At 73.2% G+C, this 13,348-nt stretch carries 8 protein-coding genes and 1 riboswitch; of the genes, 3 read left to right on the forward strand and 5 right to left on the reverse strand.

The annotated features are described in order from the left end of the window. The 3 genes from coaD to ON36_RS18875 form a co-directional block, all read right to left on the reverse strand. On the reverse strand, nucleotides 1-257 hold a 257-nt coding region (gene coaD / locus ON36_RS18865), incomplete at its 3' end, for a pantetheine-phosphate adenylyltransferase (RefSeq protein ID WP_043655178.1). Between the two features lie 36 nt (nucleotides 258-293). Then, on the reverse strand, nucleotides 294-854 hold the full coding sequence (gene rsmD, locus ON36_RS18870; protein ID WP_043655180.1) for a 16S rRNA (guanine(966)-N(2))-methyltransferase RsmD: 561 nt from the start codon (nucleotides 852-854) through the stop codon (nucleotides 294-296). Continuing rightward, complete coding sequence (locus ON36_RS18875; protein WP_043655182.1) at nucleotides 851-4,249, reverse strand: pyruvate carboxylase; 3,399 nt, start codon at nucleotides 4,247-4,249, stop codon at nucleotides 851-853. Before ON36_RS18875 ends, rsmD begins: the two co-directional genes overlap by 4 nt. 386 nt (nucleotides 4,250-4,635) lie before the next feature. Continuing rightward, nucleotides 4,636-4,772, forward strand: a riboswitch (cobalamin riboswitch). Nucleotides 4,773-4,942: 170 nt separating this feature from the next. Here ON36_RS18875 and metE point away from each other — a divergent pair. Beyond that, entirely contained in the window at nucleotides 4,943-7,201 is a 2,259-nt protein-coding gene (gene metE / locus ON36_RS18880; RefSeq protein ID WP_174377589.1) for a 5-methyltetrahydropteroyltriglutamate--homocysteine S-methyltransferase, read from the forward strand. Nucleotides 7,202-7,435: 234 nt separating this feature from the next. Then, the gene (locus ON36_RS18885) at nucleotides 7,436-8,860 is read left to right on the forward strand and encodes a short-chain fatty acyl-CoA regulator family protein (RefSeq protein ID WP_174377588.1); all 1,425 of its coding nucleotides are present in this window, start codon (nucleotides 7,436-7,438) and stop codon (nucleotides 8,858-8,860) included. Here the strand turns inward: ON36_RS18885 and recG are convergent, their stop codons facing one another. Together recG and ON36_RS18895 are read right to left on the reverse strand one after the other, a co-directional pair. Beyond that, nucleotides 8,861-11,131 carry an ATP-dependent DNA helicase RecG gene (recG, locus tag ON36_RS18890; protein ID WP_043655189.1) on the reverse strand — a complete coding sequence of 757 codons (2,271 nt, stop codon included), beginning with the start codon at nucleotides 11,129-11,131 and terminating at the stop codon, nucleotides 8,861-8,863. Nucleotides 11,132-11,147: 16 nt separating this feature from the next. After that, entirely contained in the window at nucleotides 11,148-12,854 is a 1,707-nt protein-coding gene (locus ON36_RS18895) for a fatty acid kinase subunit FakA-related protein (RefSeq protein WP_373281811.1), read from the reverse strand. Between the two features lie 189 nt (nucleotides 12,855-13,043). Here ON36_RS18895 and ON36_RS18900 point away from each other — a divergent pair, with 189 nt between their 5' ends. Then, nucleotides 13,044-13,310, forward strand: a complete 267-nt coding sequence (locus tag ON36_RS18900; RefSeq protein ID WP_043655192.1) for a hypothetical protein — start codon at nucleotides 13,044-13,046, stop codon at nucleotides 13,308-13,310. Nucleotides 13,311-13,348 lie beyond the last annotated feature (38 nt).

Raw genomic sequence — 13,348 nt, forward strand, 5'->3', positions numbered from 1 at the left:
ACGATGGCGGTGATGGCCTGTTCGCGCGCGAAGTCGACCAGCAGGCCCTGCCAGGCCGCGACGCGGATGTTCGGCAGGTGCCCGGTGGCCTCGCGGATGAGTTCCATCCGCTCCTCCACCGTGAACATGCCCTGCTTCTTGGGGTTGATCATGACGGTGACGACGACCTCGTCGAACTGCGCCGCGGCGCGGGTGAAGACGTCGAGGTGACCATTGGTGATCGGGTCGAAGGACCCGGGACACAGTGCGGCAGCCATGCTGCGAACGCTAGCAGGCGGCGCCGGACGCGCCCATCAGCCGCGGAGGAACTCCGCGAGCTCGATCCTGGTCTCGCCGTACTTGCGCGGTTTTGCCGCGGAATAGCCCGCGGGCCAGTCGATCTCGGGAGAGCGGACCGATCGCTCCACGACGACCAGCGCCTCGGGCGCCAGCCAGCCGCCCGCGGCCAGCGCGGTCAGGTCGGCGATCACCTCCTCGGTGGTCACGTCGTAGGGCGGATCGGAGAACACCAGGTCGTAGGGCGCCGAGGGGCCCGCGGCCAGCACCGTGCGCACCGTCCCGAGCCGCAGGTCCGCGCCGGGCAGGCCGAGGTCGGCGATGTTGCCGCGCACCACCGCCGCGGCCCTGCGGTCGGATTCGACCAGCAGGGCGTGGGCCGCCCCGCGCGAGAGCGCCTCCAGCCCGAGGGCGCCGGAGCCGGCGTACAGGTCGAGCACCCGCCCGCCGTCCAGGTCGAGCCGGGCGTCGATGGCGCTGAACAGTGCCTCGCGCACCCGGTCCGAGGTGGGCCGGGTACCGGCGGGCGGCACCTTCAGGCGCCGCCCGCCCGCCGCACCGGCGACGATCCGGGTCATTCCGAGTCGAGGGTGGCCAGTTCGACCAGCAGGTCGCCGCCCTCGACCTGCTGCACCCGCCCGATGGCGAGGCGCCCGACCGTGCCACCGCGCGGCGCGGTGATGGCGGCCTCCATCTTCATGGCTTCGATGGTGCCGACGGTGTCGCCCGCGGCGATCTCGTCGCCCTCCGAGACGGCCAGGGTGACCACGCCGGCGAACGGCGCGGCGATGTGGCGCGGGTTGTCCTTGACCGCCTTCTCCGAGGCCGGGACCTCCGACGCGACGGACCGGTCGCGCACCGCCACCGGGCGCAGCTGCCCGTTGATGATGCACATGACCGTGCGCATCCCGCGCTCGTCCGGCTCGGAGATGGCCTCGAGGCCGATGAGCAGCGTGACACCCTTCTCCAGCTGGACCCGGTGCTCCTCGCCCCGGCGCAGGCCGTAGAAGAACTGGTTCTCCGAGAGCAGGGTCGTGTCGCCGTACTTGTCGCGGTGGGCGAGGAACTCGGCGGTCGGCCCGGGGAACAGCAGCCGGTTCAGGGCCGCGCGGCGCTCGGCGGAGGTGCCGTCGAGTTCCTTCTCGTCGGTGGCCGACAGCGGGGTCTCCGGCTTGGGCTCCGAGCGACCGGCCAGGGCCCGGCTGCGGAACGGCTCGGGCCAGCCACCGGCGGGGGTGCCCAGCTCGCCGCGCAGGAAGCCGACGACCGAGTCCGGGATGTCGTAGCGCCCCGGATCCTCGGCGAACTCCTCCACCGAGACCCCGGTGCCCACCAGCGCGAGCGCCAGGTCGCCGACGACCTTCGACGACGGGGTGACCTTGATCAGGCGGCCGAGCAGGCGGTCCGCGGCGGCGTACTTGGCCTCGACCTCCTCGAACCGGTCGCCCAGACCCAGCGCGATGGCCTGCTGACGCAGGTTCGACAGCTGACCGCCGGGGATCTCGTGGGTGTAGACGCGGCCGGTCGGCGCGGGCAGGCCCGACTCGAACGGCGCGTACACCTTGCGCAGCGCCTCCCAGTACGGCTCCAGGTCGCAGACGTTCTGCAGGTTCAGCCCGGTGTCGCGCTCGGTGTGCGCGGCCGCGGCCACGATCGCCGAGAGCGCGGGCTGGCTGGTGGTGCCAGCGAGCGCCGCGCTGGCGCCGTCGACCGCGTCGGCCCCGGCCTCCCAGGCGGCCAGGTAGGTGGCCAGCTGACCGCCCGGCGTGTCGTGGGTGTGCACGTGGACCGGCAGGTCGAAGTTGGCGCGCAGCGCGGTGACCAGTTTCGCGGCCGCGGGCGCGCGCAGCAGACCGGCCATGTCCTTGATGGCGAGCACGTGCGCGCCCGCCTCGACGATCTGCTCGGCCAGCTTCAGGTAGTAGTCGAGGGTGTAGAGGGTCTCGCCCGGGTTCATCAGGTCGCCGGTGTAGGACAGCGCGACCTCGGCCAGCGCCGTGCCGGTCTCGCGGACGGCGTCGATCGCCGGGCGCATCTGGTCGACGTTGTTGAGCGCGTCGAAGATACGGAAGATGTCGATACCGGTCGTGGTCGCCTCGGAGACGAACGCGCGGGTGACCTTCTCCGGGTACGGGGTGTAGCCGACGGTGTTGCGCCCGCGCAGCAGCATCTGCAGGTTGATGTTCGGCACTGCCTCGCGCAGGGCGGCCAGGCGCTCCCACGGATCCTCGTACAGGAACCGCAGCGCCACATCGTAGGTCGCGCCGCCCCACGCCTCGAGGGACAGCAGCTCGGGGGTCATGCGGGCCACGTGCCCGGCGACGCCGAGCAGGCCGTTGGTGCGCACGCGGGTGGCCAGCAGCGACTGGTGCGCGTCCCGGAAGGTGGTGTCGGTGACCGCGAGGGCCTTCTGCGCGCGCAGGGCGCGCGCGAAACCCTCCGGGCCCAGCTCGAGCAGCCGCTGCCGCGAACCGGCGGGCGGCTCGGCGGACAGATCGATGGCGGGCAGCTTGTCGTGCGGGTAGACCGTGGTCGGGCGTTCCCCGTTGGGCTTGTTGACGGTGATGTCGGCCAGGTACTCGAGGATCTTGGTGCCGCGGTCGGCCGAGACCCGGGTGCGCAGCAGCTCGGGCCGCTCGTCGATGAACGAGGTGGTGACCCGGCCCGCCTGGAAGTCGGGGTCGTCGAGCACGGCCAGCAGGTAGGGGATGTTGGTGGTGACGCCGCGGATGCGGAATTCCGCCAGCGCGCGGCGGGCGCGGGCCGCCGCGGCGGGCAGGTCGCGGCCGCGGCAGGTCAGCTTGACCAGCATGGAGTCGAAGTAGGCACCGATCTCCGCGCCCAGGTTGGCCCCGCCGTCGAGGCGGATGCCCGCGCCGCCGGGGGTGCGGTAGGCGGTGATGCGGCCGGTGTCGGGCCGGAAGCCGTTGGCCGGGTCCTCGGTGGTGATGCGGCACTGCAGCGCGGCGCCGTGGATGCGCACCGTGTCCTGGCTCAGGCCGAGGTCGGCCAGCGTCTCGCCCATGGCGATCCGCATCTGCGACTGCACCAGGTCGACGTCGGTGATCTCCTCGGTCACCGTGTGCTCGACCTGGATGCGCGGGTTCATCTCGATGAAGACGTGGTTGCCGCGCTCGTCGAGCAGGAACTCCACGGTGCCCGCGTTGCAGTAGCCGATCTGGCGGGCGAAGGCGACGGCGTCGTCGCAGATCCGCATCCGCAGCGCGGGATCGAGGTTCGGCGCGGGCGCGAGCTCGATGACCTTCTGGTGCCGTCGCTGCAGGGAGCAGTCCCGCTCGAACAGGTGCATGACGTTGCCCTGCCCGTCGGCCAGGATCTGCACCTCGATGTGGCGCGGGTTGACCACGGCCTGCTCGAGGAAGACCGTCGGGTCGCCGAAGGCCGACTCGGCCTCGCGCGAGGCGGCCTCGATGGACTCGCGCAGCTGCGCGGGCTCGGCGACCCTCCGCATACCGCGGCCGCCACCGCCCGCGACCGCCTTGACGAAGATCGGGAACCCGATCTCCTCGGACGCGGCGAGCAGTTCCTCCACGTCGGCCGAGGGCGCCGAGGACTTCAGCACCGGCAGGCCCGCCGCCCGCGCGGCCGCGATCGCGGTGGCCTTGTTGCCCGCCATCTCCAGGACCTCGGCGGAGGGACCGATGAAGGTGATGCCCTCGCGGGCGCAGGCGGCGGCCAGATCCGGGTTCTCCGAGAGGAAGCCGTAGCCCGGGTAGATCGCGTCGGCGCCCGCGCTCTTGGCGGCGTCGATGATCGCGTCGATGGACAGGTACGCCCGGACGGGGTGTCCTTCCTCGCCGATCTGGTACGACTCCGCCGCCTTCAGACGGTGGACGGAGTTGCGATCCTCGTAGGGAAAGACCGCGACCGTGCCGATGCCGAGTTCGTACGCGGCCCGGAAGGCGCGAATGGCGATCTCGCCGCGGTTGGCGACCAGGACTTTGGAGAACATTGACCCAAGGTACCCGCTGCCACCGGCGCGACCGACAGGGATCGGCCCTTCGCAGCACTCTTCACATCATTGGCTTGCAGGTTTGCGAAGTTGCGTTCACCGGGCCGTCATATCTCACCGCGGCACACCGGCGGGTGTGCGCGACCCGCTCGGCATCACCGCAGGTGACGGGCGTTTCGCCCGGCCGGGACGGACCCGCGGGCGGGCGGACGGGCGACCGAGCGGACGTGGAGTGCTCCTCGTCACATCGCGGCTCCGGCCTCCCGATCAGCGGGCGGCACGGCCTATGGTGGCGGACGCAGCTGGTTCGCCTGCGCGGTGGAAGAGTCGGAGCCCCGACCTCCCGCGCCGACGTCGAAACCCGCGCGCGGTGCGCGCCGGGCGAGAGGGAACCCGGTGGGAATCCGGGACTGTCCCGCAGCGGTATGCAGGAACGAAAGCCGTCACACGCACTGGGCGTCCGCCCGGGAAGCGGCGGCCGGTAGGTCGGAGAGCCCTCCGGTGCCCGCGAGTCCGAAGACCTGCCCGCTGTGCCGGACACGCCGTGTCCGGCGGCCTCCGCCTCGTGGACTGGGCGCGCGGACCTCCAGTGCCGTTCTCCCCGTGGCCGATTCCCGCCCCGGGCGCTCGCTGGTCGCCGCTCGCCCGCAGGGCGCGGGCCATCGGCAACCCATCGGGAGAACCCCTGTGACCCTGACGTCTTCCCCCTTCACCGCCACCGTACTCGGCCTGCCGCGGGTGGGCCCGCACCGCGAGCTCAAGCGTGCCACCGAGGCTTACTGGGCGGGCCGCGCCGGCGCGGCGGACCTGCGCGCGGTGGCCGCCGGGCTGCGCCGTGACCAGCTGCGCGCCCTGACCGAGGCCGGGCTGGATTCGGTGCCGGTCGGCACCTTCTCCTACTACGACCACGTCCTCGACACCGCGGCGCTGCTCGGCGCGCTGCCCGCCCGCGTCGCCGGCGTCGCCGACCCGCTCGACCGCTACTTCGCGGCCGCCCGCGGCACCGACTCCGTCGCGCCGCTGGAGATGACCAAGTGGTTCGACACGAACTACCACTACCTGGTTCCCGAGATCGACGCCGCGACCCGATTCGCCCTGCACCCCGACGACCTGCTCGAACAGCTGGCGGAGGCACTGGAGCTCGGCGTGCCCGCCCGCCCGGTCGTGCTCGGCCCGCTGACCTTCCTGAAGCTGAGCAAGCACGCCGACGGCGACCCGCTGGACCGGCTGCGCGACCTCGTGCCGCTGTATCGGGAACTGCTGACGCGGCTTGCGGAGGCGGGCGCGGCGTGGGTGCAGCTCGACGAGCCGATCCTGGTGACCGATCTGTCCGAGCCCGAGCTCGCCGCCGTCCGCGCCACCTATACCGCGCTGGCGGCGGGCGACGATCGCCCGGCCGTCCTGGTGGCCACCTACTTCGGCCACCCCGGCGCCGCCCTGGCTGCGCTGGCCGCGACGCCGGTCGAGGGCATCGCGCTCGACTGCACCGGGGACGCGCCGGCCGAGGCGGTGGCCCCGGTGTCTGCGCTGACCGGGAAACTACTGGTGGCGGGCGTGGTCGACGGCCGCAATATCTGGCGCGCCGACCTGGACGCCGCGCTGAGCACGCTGGACACGCTGCTCGGCAGCGCCGCCGCGGTGGCCGTGTCGAGTTCCTGCTCGCTGCTGCACGTGCCCTACGCGCTGTCGGCCGAGGCCGGCCTGGACGAGCGGCTGCGCTCCTGGCTGGCCTTCGGCGCGGAGAAGGTCGCCGAGATCGCGGCCCTGGCGACGGCGCTGACCGAGGGCACCGACGCCGTCGCCGACGCCCTGCGCGCCGCCCGCGACGCCGCGGCGACCCGGCGCACCGATCCGCGCCTGCGCGACGAGACCGTGCGCGCCCGCCTCGCCGCGCTGACCCCCGCCGACACACGGCGCGCCCCGGCGGGCGACCGCCGCGCGAAACAGCGCGCGCACCTGGATCTTCCGCCGCTGCCGACCACGACGATCGGGTCCTACCCGCAGACCCCGGCCATCCGGCGCGCCCGCGCCGAGCTGCGCGCCGGCGGGATCGACCGGGCGGAGTACGTGCGGCGGATGCGCGCCGAGATCGACGCGGTGATCGCCCTGCAAGAACGCCTCGGCCTCGACGTGCTGGTACACGGCGAGCCCGAACGCAACGACATGGTCCAGTACTTCGCCGAGCTGCTCGACGGCTTCGCCACCACCGAGCACGGCTGGGTGCAGTCCTACGGCACCCGCTGCGTGCGCCCGCCGATCCTGTTCGGCGACGTCACCCGGCCCGCGCCGATGACCCTGGAGTGGATCGGCTACGCCCGGACGCGCACCGCGAAACCGGTCAAGGCCATGCTCACCGGGCCGGTCACCATCCTGGCCTGGTCATTCGTCCGCGACGACCAGCCTCTGGCCGACTCCGCGCGCCAGGTCGCCCTCGCCATCCGCGACGAGGTCGCCGACCTGGAGGCGAGCGGCGTCCGGATCGTCCAGGTCGACGAGCCGGCGCTGCGCGAACTGCTGCCGCTGCGCGCGGCCGAGCAGCCCGCCTACCTGGCGTGGTCGGTGGCGGCGTTCCGGCTGGCCACCACCGGCGTCGCCGACACCACCCAGATCCACACCCACCTCTGCTATTCGGAGTTCGGCGCGATCATCGACGCCATCGCCGGGCTGGACGCCGACGTGACGTCGATCGAGGCGGCCCGCTCGCGGATGGAGGTCCTCGGCGACCTGAACGCCGCCGGTTTCGACCTCGGCGTCGGCCCCGGTGTCTACGACATCCACTCGCCGCGGGTGCCCTCGGTGGCGGAGATCACCGAGGCACTGCGTGCGGCACTGAAAGGCGTTCCCGCCGAGCGGCTCTGGGTCAATCCGGACTGCGGCCTCAAGACCCGAGGTCCGGTCGAGGTCGAGGCCTCGTTGCGCAATCTCGTCGCCGCGGCGCACGCCCTGCGCTGACCGCGCGCCCGTGCCGCCCGCGGGGACCTCCCCCGGGCGGGGACGGGTGTTCCGGCGAACGGTGCTCCGGGTCCGTGAGAGGGACCCGCAGCACCGTGTCGACGGACCGACCGGTTTGCTTCGCACGTTACACAGCCCCCTCCACGCGCAGAATCCCTTGCAAGACCGGGCTTCTCCGATCGGATGCGAACAGTCCAGCGAACTTTGCGAACGATGCGCGCTAGGATCTCTCCCGTGCGCAAGATGTACGCGGGCGCCCGGTTGCGCCGACTGCGCGAAGAACGGCGGATGACCCAGGCAGCGCTGGCCAAATCCCTGGATCTCTCGCCCAGCTACCTCAATCAGCTCGAGCGCGACCAGCGGCCCCTCACCATTCCGGTTCTGCTGAAACTGAACTCGACGTTCGACCTGGACGTGCAGTTCTTCGCGGCCGACTCCGACGCCCGGCTGGTCTCGGATCTGCACGAGGTGCTGGTCGAGGCGGCGGGCGGCGGGGACACCGCGCCGCTCACCGAGGTCGAGGAGCTGGCCACCCGGCTACCCGAGGTCACCAAGATCGTCATCGCGATGCACCGGCGGCTGCGCGCCGCCACCGATCAGCTCGATCTGCTGTCCTCGCGCGTGGACACCCCGACCGGCGCCCCCGGCACCCCGATGCCGTACGAGGACGTGCGCGACTTCTTCTACGACCACCGCAACCACATCTCCACCCTCGACCACGCCGCCGAGCAGCTGTTCGAGGAGTCCGGCCTGAGCATCGGCTCCCTCGACCGGCAGCTGGCCCGCGTCGCCGAGGAACGCGCCGGGGTCACCGTGCTGGTGCGCGGCGACGGCGCCGACCCGAACATCCCCAAACGCCACTACGACCCGGATACCCGGACCCTCACCCTGGCCCGCAGGCTGCGGCCCGGCCAGCGCGCCTTCCAGATCGCCACCACCCTCGGCCTGCTGCTCTACAGCCGCGAGATCGACACCGTCCTCTCCGAATCGCCCGCGCTGACCGGGGAATCGCGGACGCTGGCCCGGATCGGGCTGGCCAACTACTTCGCGGGCGCGCTGGTGCTGCCCTACGGCCGGTTCCTGCGCTCGGCCGAGGAACTGCACTACGACGTCGACCTGCTCGGGCTGCGCTTCGAAGTGGGTTTCGAGACGGTCTGCCACCGGCTGAGCACTCTGCAGCGTCAGGGTCAGCGGGGTGTGCCGTTCTTCCTGGTCCGCACCGACCGGGCCGGCAACATCTCGAAACGCCAGTCGGCCACCGCCTTCCACTTCTCCCGGGTCGGCGGTTCCTGCCCCCTGTGGGTGACCCACGAGGCCTTCGCCCATCCGGGCCGCATCCTCACCCAGGTCGCCGAGATGCCCGACGGCAGGCGCTACCTGTGGATCGCCCGCACCACCAGCGCCGCGCCGCAGGGGTTCGGCACCTCCACCAAACAGTTCACCATCGGTCTCGGCTGCGACATCGAATACGCCGACCGGCTCGTCTACTCCCAGGGCCTGGACATCGCCGACCCCTCGGTGGCGGTGCCGATCGGCGCGGGCTGCAAGGTGTGCGAGCGACCCGCCTGCGCGCAGCGCGCCTTCCCGCAGATCGGCAGGCCGCTGTCCCTCGCCGAACACACCAGCACCGACCTGCCCTATCCGCGGCTGGCCCGCTGATCAGGACTTCGCCAGGTACTCCAGCCGCTCGCCGTCCACGGCCGCCCGCATCATCTGCGCCAGGCCGGGATGGCGGGCCAGGCCGGGATCCTCGGCGACCACCGCGCGCGCGAGTTCCTGGGCGGCGGTGATGACCTCGAGATCGTCGAGCAGCGACAGCAGCCGCAGCGACCGCGCGGTGCCCGACTGCGCGGCGCCGAGCACGTCGCCCTCGCGGCGCTGGCGCAGATCGAGCACCGACAGCTCGAAGCCGTCGGTGGTGCCCGCGACGGCCTCCAGCCGGGCCATGGCGCTGCCGCCGGGCGCCGCGTCGGTGATGAGCAGGCACAGCCCGGGGTGTTCGCCCCGGCCGACCCGGCCGCGCAGCTGGTGCAGCTGGCTCACGCCGAACCGGTCGGCGTCCACGATCACCATGACCGTCGCATTGGGCACGTCGACCCCGACCTCGACGACGGTGGTACACACCAGGACATCGATCTCGGCGGCGTTGAACTGCCGCATCACCGTGTCCTTCTCGTCCGCGGGCAGCCGGCCGTGCAGCAGGCCGACCCGCACCCCGGCCAGGGCGCCCGCCGAGAGCTGCTCGTACATGTCGAGCGCGGCCTGGGTGGTCGGCCCCTCCTTCTCCTCGCTCTTCTTGCGGCCCTTGCCCGGCTGCTCGGCATCGTTGTCGGAGTCGCCGATCCGCGAGCACACCACATAGGCCTGCCTGCCCGCCGCGACCTCCTCGAGGATGCGTTCCCAGGCACGGTCGACCCAGCCCGGATGCAGCTTGCGGGCGACCACCCGGGAGGTGATCGGCGAACGGCCGCTCGGCAGCTGGGTCAGCGTGGAGGTCTCCAGGTCGCCCAGGGTGGTCATGGCGATGGTGCGCGGGATCGGGGTGGCCGTCATGACCAGCAGGTGCGGGCTCACCCCGTTCTTCGCCTTGGCCCGCAGCGCGTCCCGCTGTTCGACGCCGAAGCGGTGCTGCTCGTCCACGACGACCGCGCCGAGGTCGAAGAACTCGACGTTGTCCTGGATGAGGGCGTGCGTGCCGATGACGATGCCCGCCGTGCCGGTCATCGCGTCCAGCAGGGCCGCCTTCTTCGCGCCCGCCGACATCGAGCCGGTCACCAGCACCAGTTTGGTGGCGTCCTCGGCGGCGCCCAGTTCCCCGGCGGTGCCCAGGTCGCCGAGCATCTTCGACAGCGACCGGTAGTGCTGGGCGGCCAGCACCTCCGTCGGGGCGAGCAGCGCGCACTGCCTGCCGGAGTCGACCACCTGCAGCATGGCGTGCAGGGCGACGATGGTCTTGCCGGAACCGACCTCGCCCTGCAGCAGCCGGTGCATGGGCCGGGTGCGCGACAGGTCCTGCGAGATCTCGTCGATGACCTGACGCTGCCCGTCGGTGAGGGTGAACGGCAGCCGCTCGCCGAAGGCGGCGACCAGCCCGTCGGGCCGCGGCGGGCAGGCGGGCGCGGTACGCCCCTCCACCTCGTGCCTGCGCTCGGCCAGCACCAGCTGCAGGGCGAGGGCCTCGTCGAAACGCAGCCGCTCCCTGGCCTGTTCGATGTCGGCGCGGCGCTCGGGCAGGTGGATCAGGCGCAGCGCGTCGGAGACACCGAGCAGCTGCCGGTCGGCACGCAGGTCCTCGGGCAGGGGGTCCTCGATCGGGTCGAGCTGGTCGAGGACCTGGCGCACACAGGCCAGGATGTCCCAGCTCTGCACCTTGGCCGTCGCCGGATACACCGGGACGAACTCGCGCTCGAAGAAGGAGGCGTCCACGCCGCCCTCGCCCTTCGCGCTGCGGGCCAGTCCGCGCAGGGCGCCGCTCCCGCGCACGGTGGTCAGTTCCTCCACGCCGGCCTCGGCCTTGTCCGGCAGGATCAGGTAGTCCGGATGCGAGAGGTTCCAGCGGTCCGGGCGCCACCAGTGCACGGTGCCCGACAACATGGCCCGCACGCCCTCGCGCACCACGTAGCCGACCTTGTCACCGCTGAAGAAGGTGGCCTCCACCGGGCTCGCGCCGCCGGTGTCGAGCTGCACCCGCAGCATCTTGCCGCGCCGGTTCTTCATCGGGCGCAGTTCGGCCTTGGTGATCCGGCCCATGACGGTGATGTGGGCGCCCTCCTCGGGCTGCTCCTCGGTCAGCGGCTGCCCCTGGGTGGCGTAGCGGGCCGGGTAATGGCGCAGCAGATCCTCCACGGTGGTCATGTCGAAGGACTCGGCCAACTGCCCGGCGGCCTTCGCACCCAGCACGTGATCGAGACGGTCGCTCAGTGTCGTCATCTACTCGGCCCCATCTCTACTCGACCCCGATCTGCACCAGATCCGCTTGCTGCCCACCGGAATACACCACCACCTCGACACCGGGGAACCCGGCCGTCACATGTTCCTCCAGCTCGCGGGCGAGCTCCTCGCCCGCCTCGGCGCCCAGCAGCAGCGTCACCAGCTCACCGCCGAGCCCGAGCATCCGGTCGAGCAGGATGCGGCCCGCGCCCGCCACGTCGGGATCGATCACCACCACGTCCTGGCCGACCAGGCCGAGACCGTCACCGGGCGAACAGGTCCCGACCATCGTCAGCGCCCGCACCCGGGCCGCGCGCAGCGCGCCCCAGCGCATGGTCGCCGCCGCCTCGGACATGGCGAAGACGTCGTCGGCGGCGATGCGCTCACGGTCGTGGACCGCCAACGCCGCCAGCCCCTGCACCATGGAGGCGCTGGGCAGCAGCAGCACCTCGCGCGAGCGGGCCCGCGCGGCCATGCCGACCGCGACCAGCTCCTGCGCGGGCAGCGCGCCGTTGGGCAGGACCAACACCTCGCGATGCGGCATGCGGCGGATGGCGGCCAGCAGCACGTCGCTGCCCACGCCACGGTCCCCGCGCAGCACCACCGCGCCCGCGTCCTCGAACAGCCGCGCGGCGCCCGACCCCTGGGCGACCGCGAGCACACCGCGATCGGCGGGCACCCCCGCGGGCACCCGCGGCGACGAGCCGCCCGCCCCGCGCAGCGCCGCGCTGACGGCCGCGCTCAGCACGGTCGTCGATCCGGCGGCGTCACCGGTCGCCCGCAGGGTGCTGCGCAACTCGGCCAGCACGCTGCGCAGGCCGCTGGACCGGTTGCCCCGCGCCGACCCCGTGCCGCCCGCCCCGTCCCCCTCGGCGGCGGCCTCCGCCTCCGACAGCGCGGCGAAGACCTCGGCGCCGGTCTGCAGATGGTCGGCGTGCGGCGCGGTCACCGCGAAACTCTCGACGTGGATCCCGCGGACGGTGCCGACGGCCATCCCCGCCTCGATCGCGGCGCCCGCGTCACGGCAGTGCACGTGGACCGACCAGGTCCCGGCGCCGTCGCCGACGACGACCACCGAATCCCCTAGCACGGACAGCCGGTCGCGCAGCCGGTCCGCCCCGTCGGTACCGGCCCCCTCGACCAGGTACATCACCTCGAAGTGCGGGTCCTCGGTGCCGCCGAACTCCCCGGACCGATCGGCGTGCGCCAGCTCCGCCATCGCCCGCCGGGCCACCGGGGCATAATCCGGGCGCGATGCGGCCGCGCCGGTCTGCGCCTCCCCGCTCCCTGCCGCAACGTCGGTCCGCGCCTCCCCGCTCCCTGCCGCAACGCCGGTCCGCGCCTCCCCGCCCGTCCCTGCCGCAACGCCGGTCTGCGCTGCCCCGCTCGCCTGCGCTGCCCCGCTCGCCTGCGCTGCCCCGCCGCTGTGCGCTGCCCCGCCCGGCTGCGCCGGCGTCCCGGTCTGCGCCGCCTCGCTTGTCTGCGGCACCCCGCCGCTCCGTGCAGCCCCGGACGTCTGCGCCGCCCCACCGGGCTGCGCTACCCCGCCCGCCTGCGCCGCCCCACCGGGCTGCGCTGCCCCGGACGTCTGCGCCGACGTGCCGGTCTGCGCTACCCCGCTTGTCTCCGCCGCCCCGCCGCCCTGTGCGCCGTCGGTCTGCGCTACCCCGCCCGACCGCGCGGCGCCGCCGGTCTGTGCCGCCACGCTGGTCCCCGCCGCCACGCTGGTCTGTGCGGGTCCGGCCGTCTGCGCGGACCCGTCGGTGGGCGAGCCCGCCGTCGGGCGCGCGCCGAGATCCGTTGCCGGGGCGGCGCGCCCGGCCGTTTCGGCCGCCGGATCTCCCGCCTCGTCTCCGGGGCGCGCCGGTGGTTCCTCGGAGCGACCATCCGCGGTGGGCCGACCCGCGACGTCGTGCGGGGAATCGCCGTCCGTCTGCCCGGCCGTGTAGACGGGGCGCTCGGCGGTCCGCCCGCACACCTCGTCGACCAGGCAGTCCAGCAGGACGAGCAGCCCGCGCGCACCGGCGTCGACGACACCGGCGGCCCGCAGGACGCCGAGCTGGCGGGGGTCGTCGCCGAGCGCGCGCGCCGCCCCGTCGGCCGCGGCGCAGGCGACCTGTTCGAGCCGCTGCTCGGGGCAGTCCCGCGCGGACTCGGCGGCCCGGTCCGAGGACGGTGAGGATCGTGCCCTCCACGGGGGTGCTCAGGCCGCCGCGC

The sequence above is a fragment of the Nocardia thailandica NBRC 100428 genome, from assembly GCF_000308795.1.
Classification (GTDB): Bacteria; Actinomycetota; Actinomycetes; order Mycobacteriales; family Mycobacteriaceae; genus Nocardia; species Nocardia thailandica.

Coding starts and splice junctions, on each gene's coding strand:
- ON36_RS18875 (WP_043655182.1), bottom strand. CDS start 4,249: ATGTTCTCCAAAGTCCTGGTCGCCAACCGCGGCGAGATCGCCATTCGC.
- recG (WP_043655189.1), bottom strand. CDS start 11,131: ATGACGACACTGAGCGACCGTCTCGATCACGTGCTGGGTGCGAAGGCC.
- rsmD (WP_043655180.1), bottom strand. CDS start 854: ATGACCCGGATCGTCGCCGGTGCGGCGGGCGGGCGGCGCCTGAAGGTG.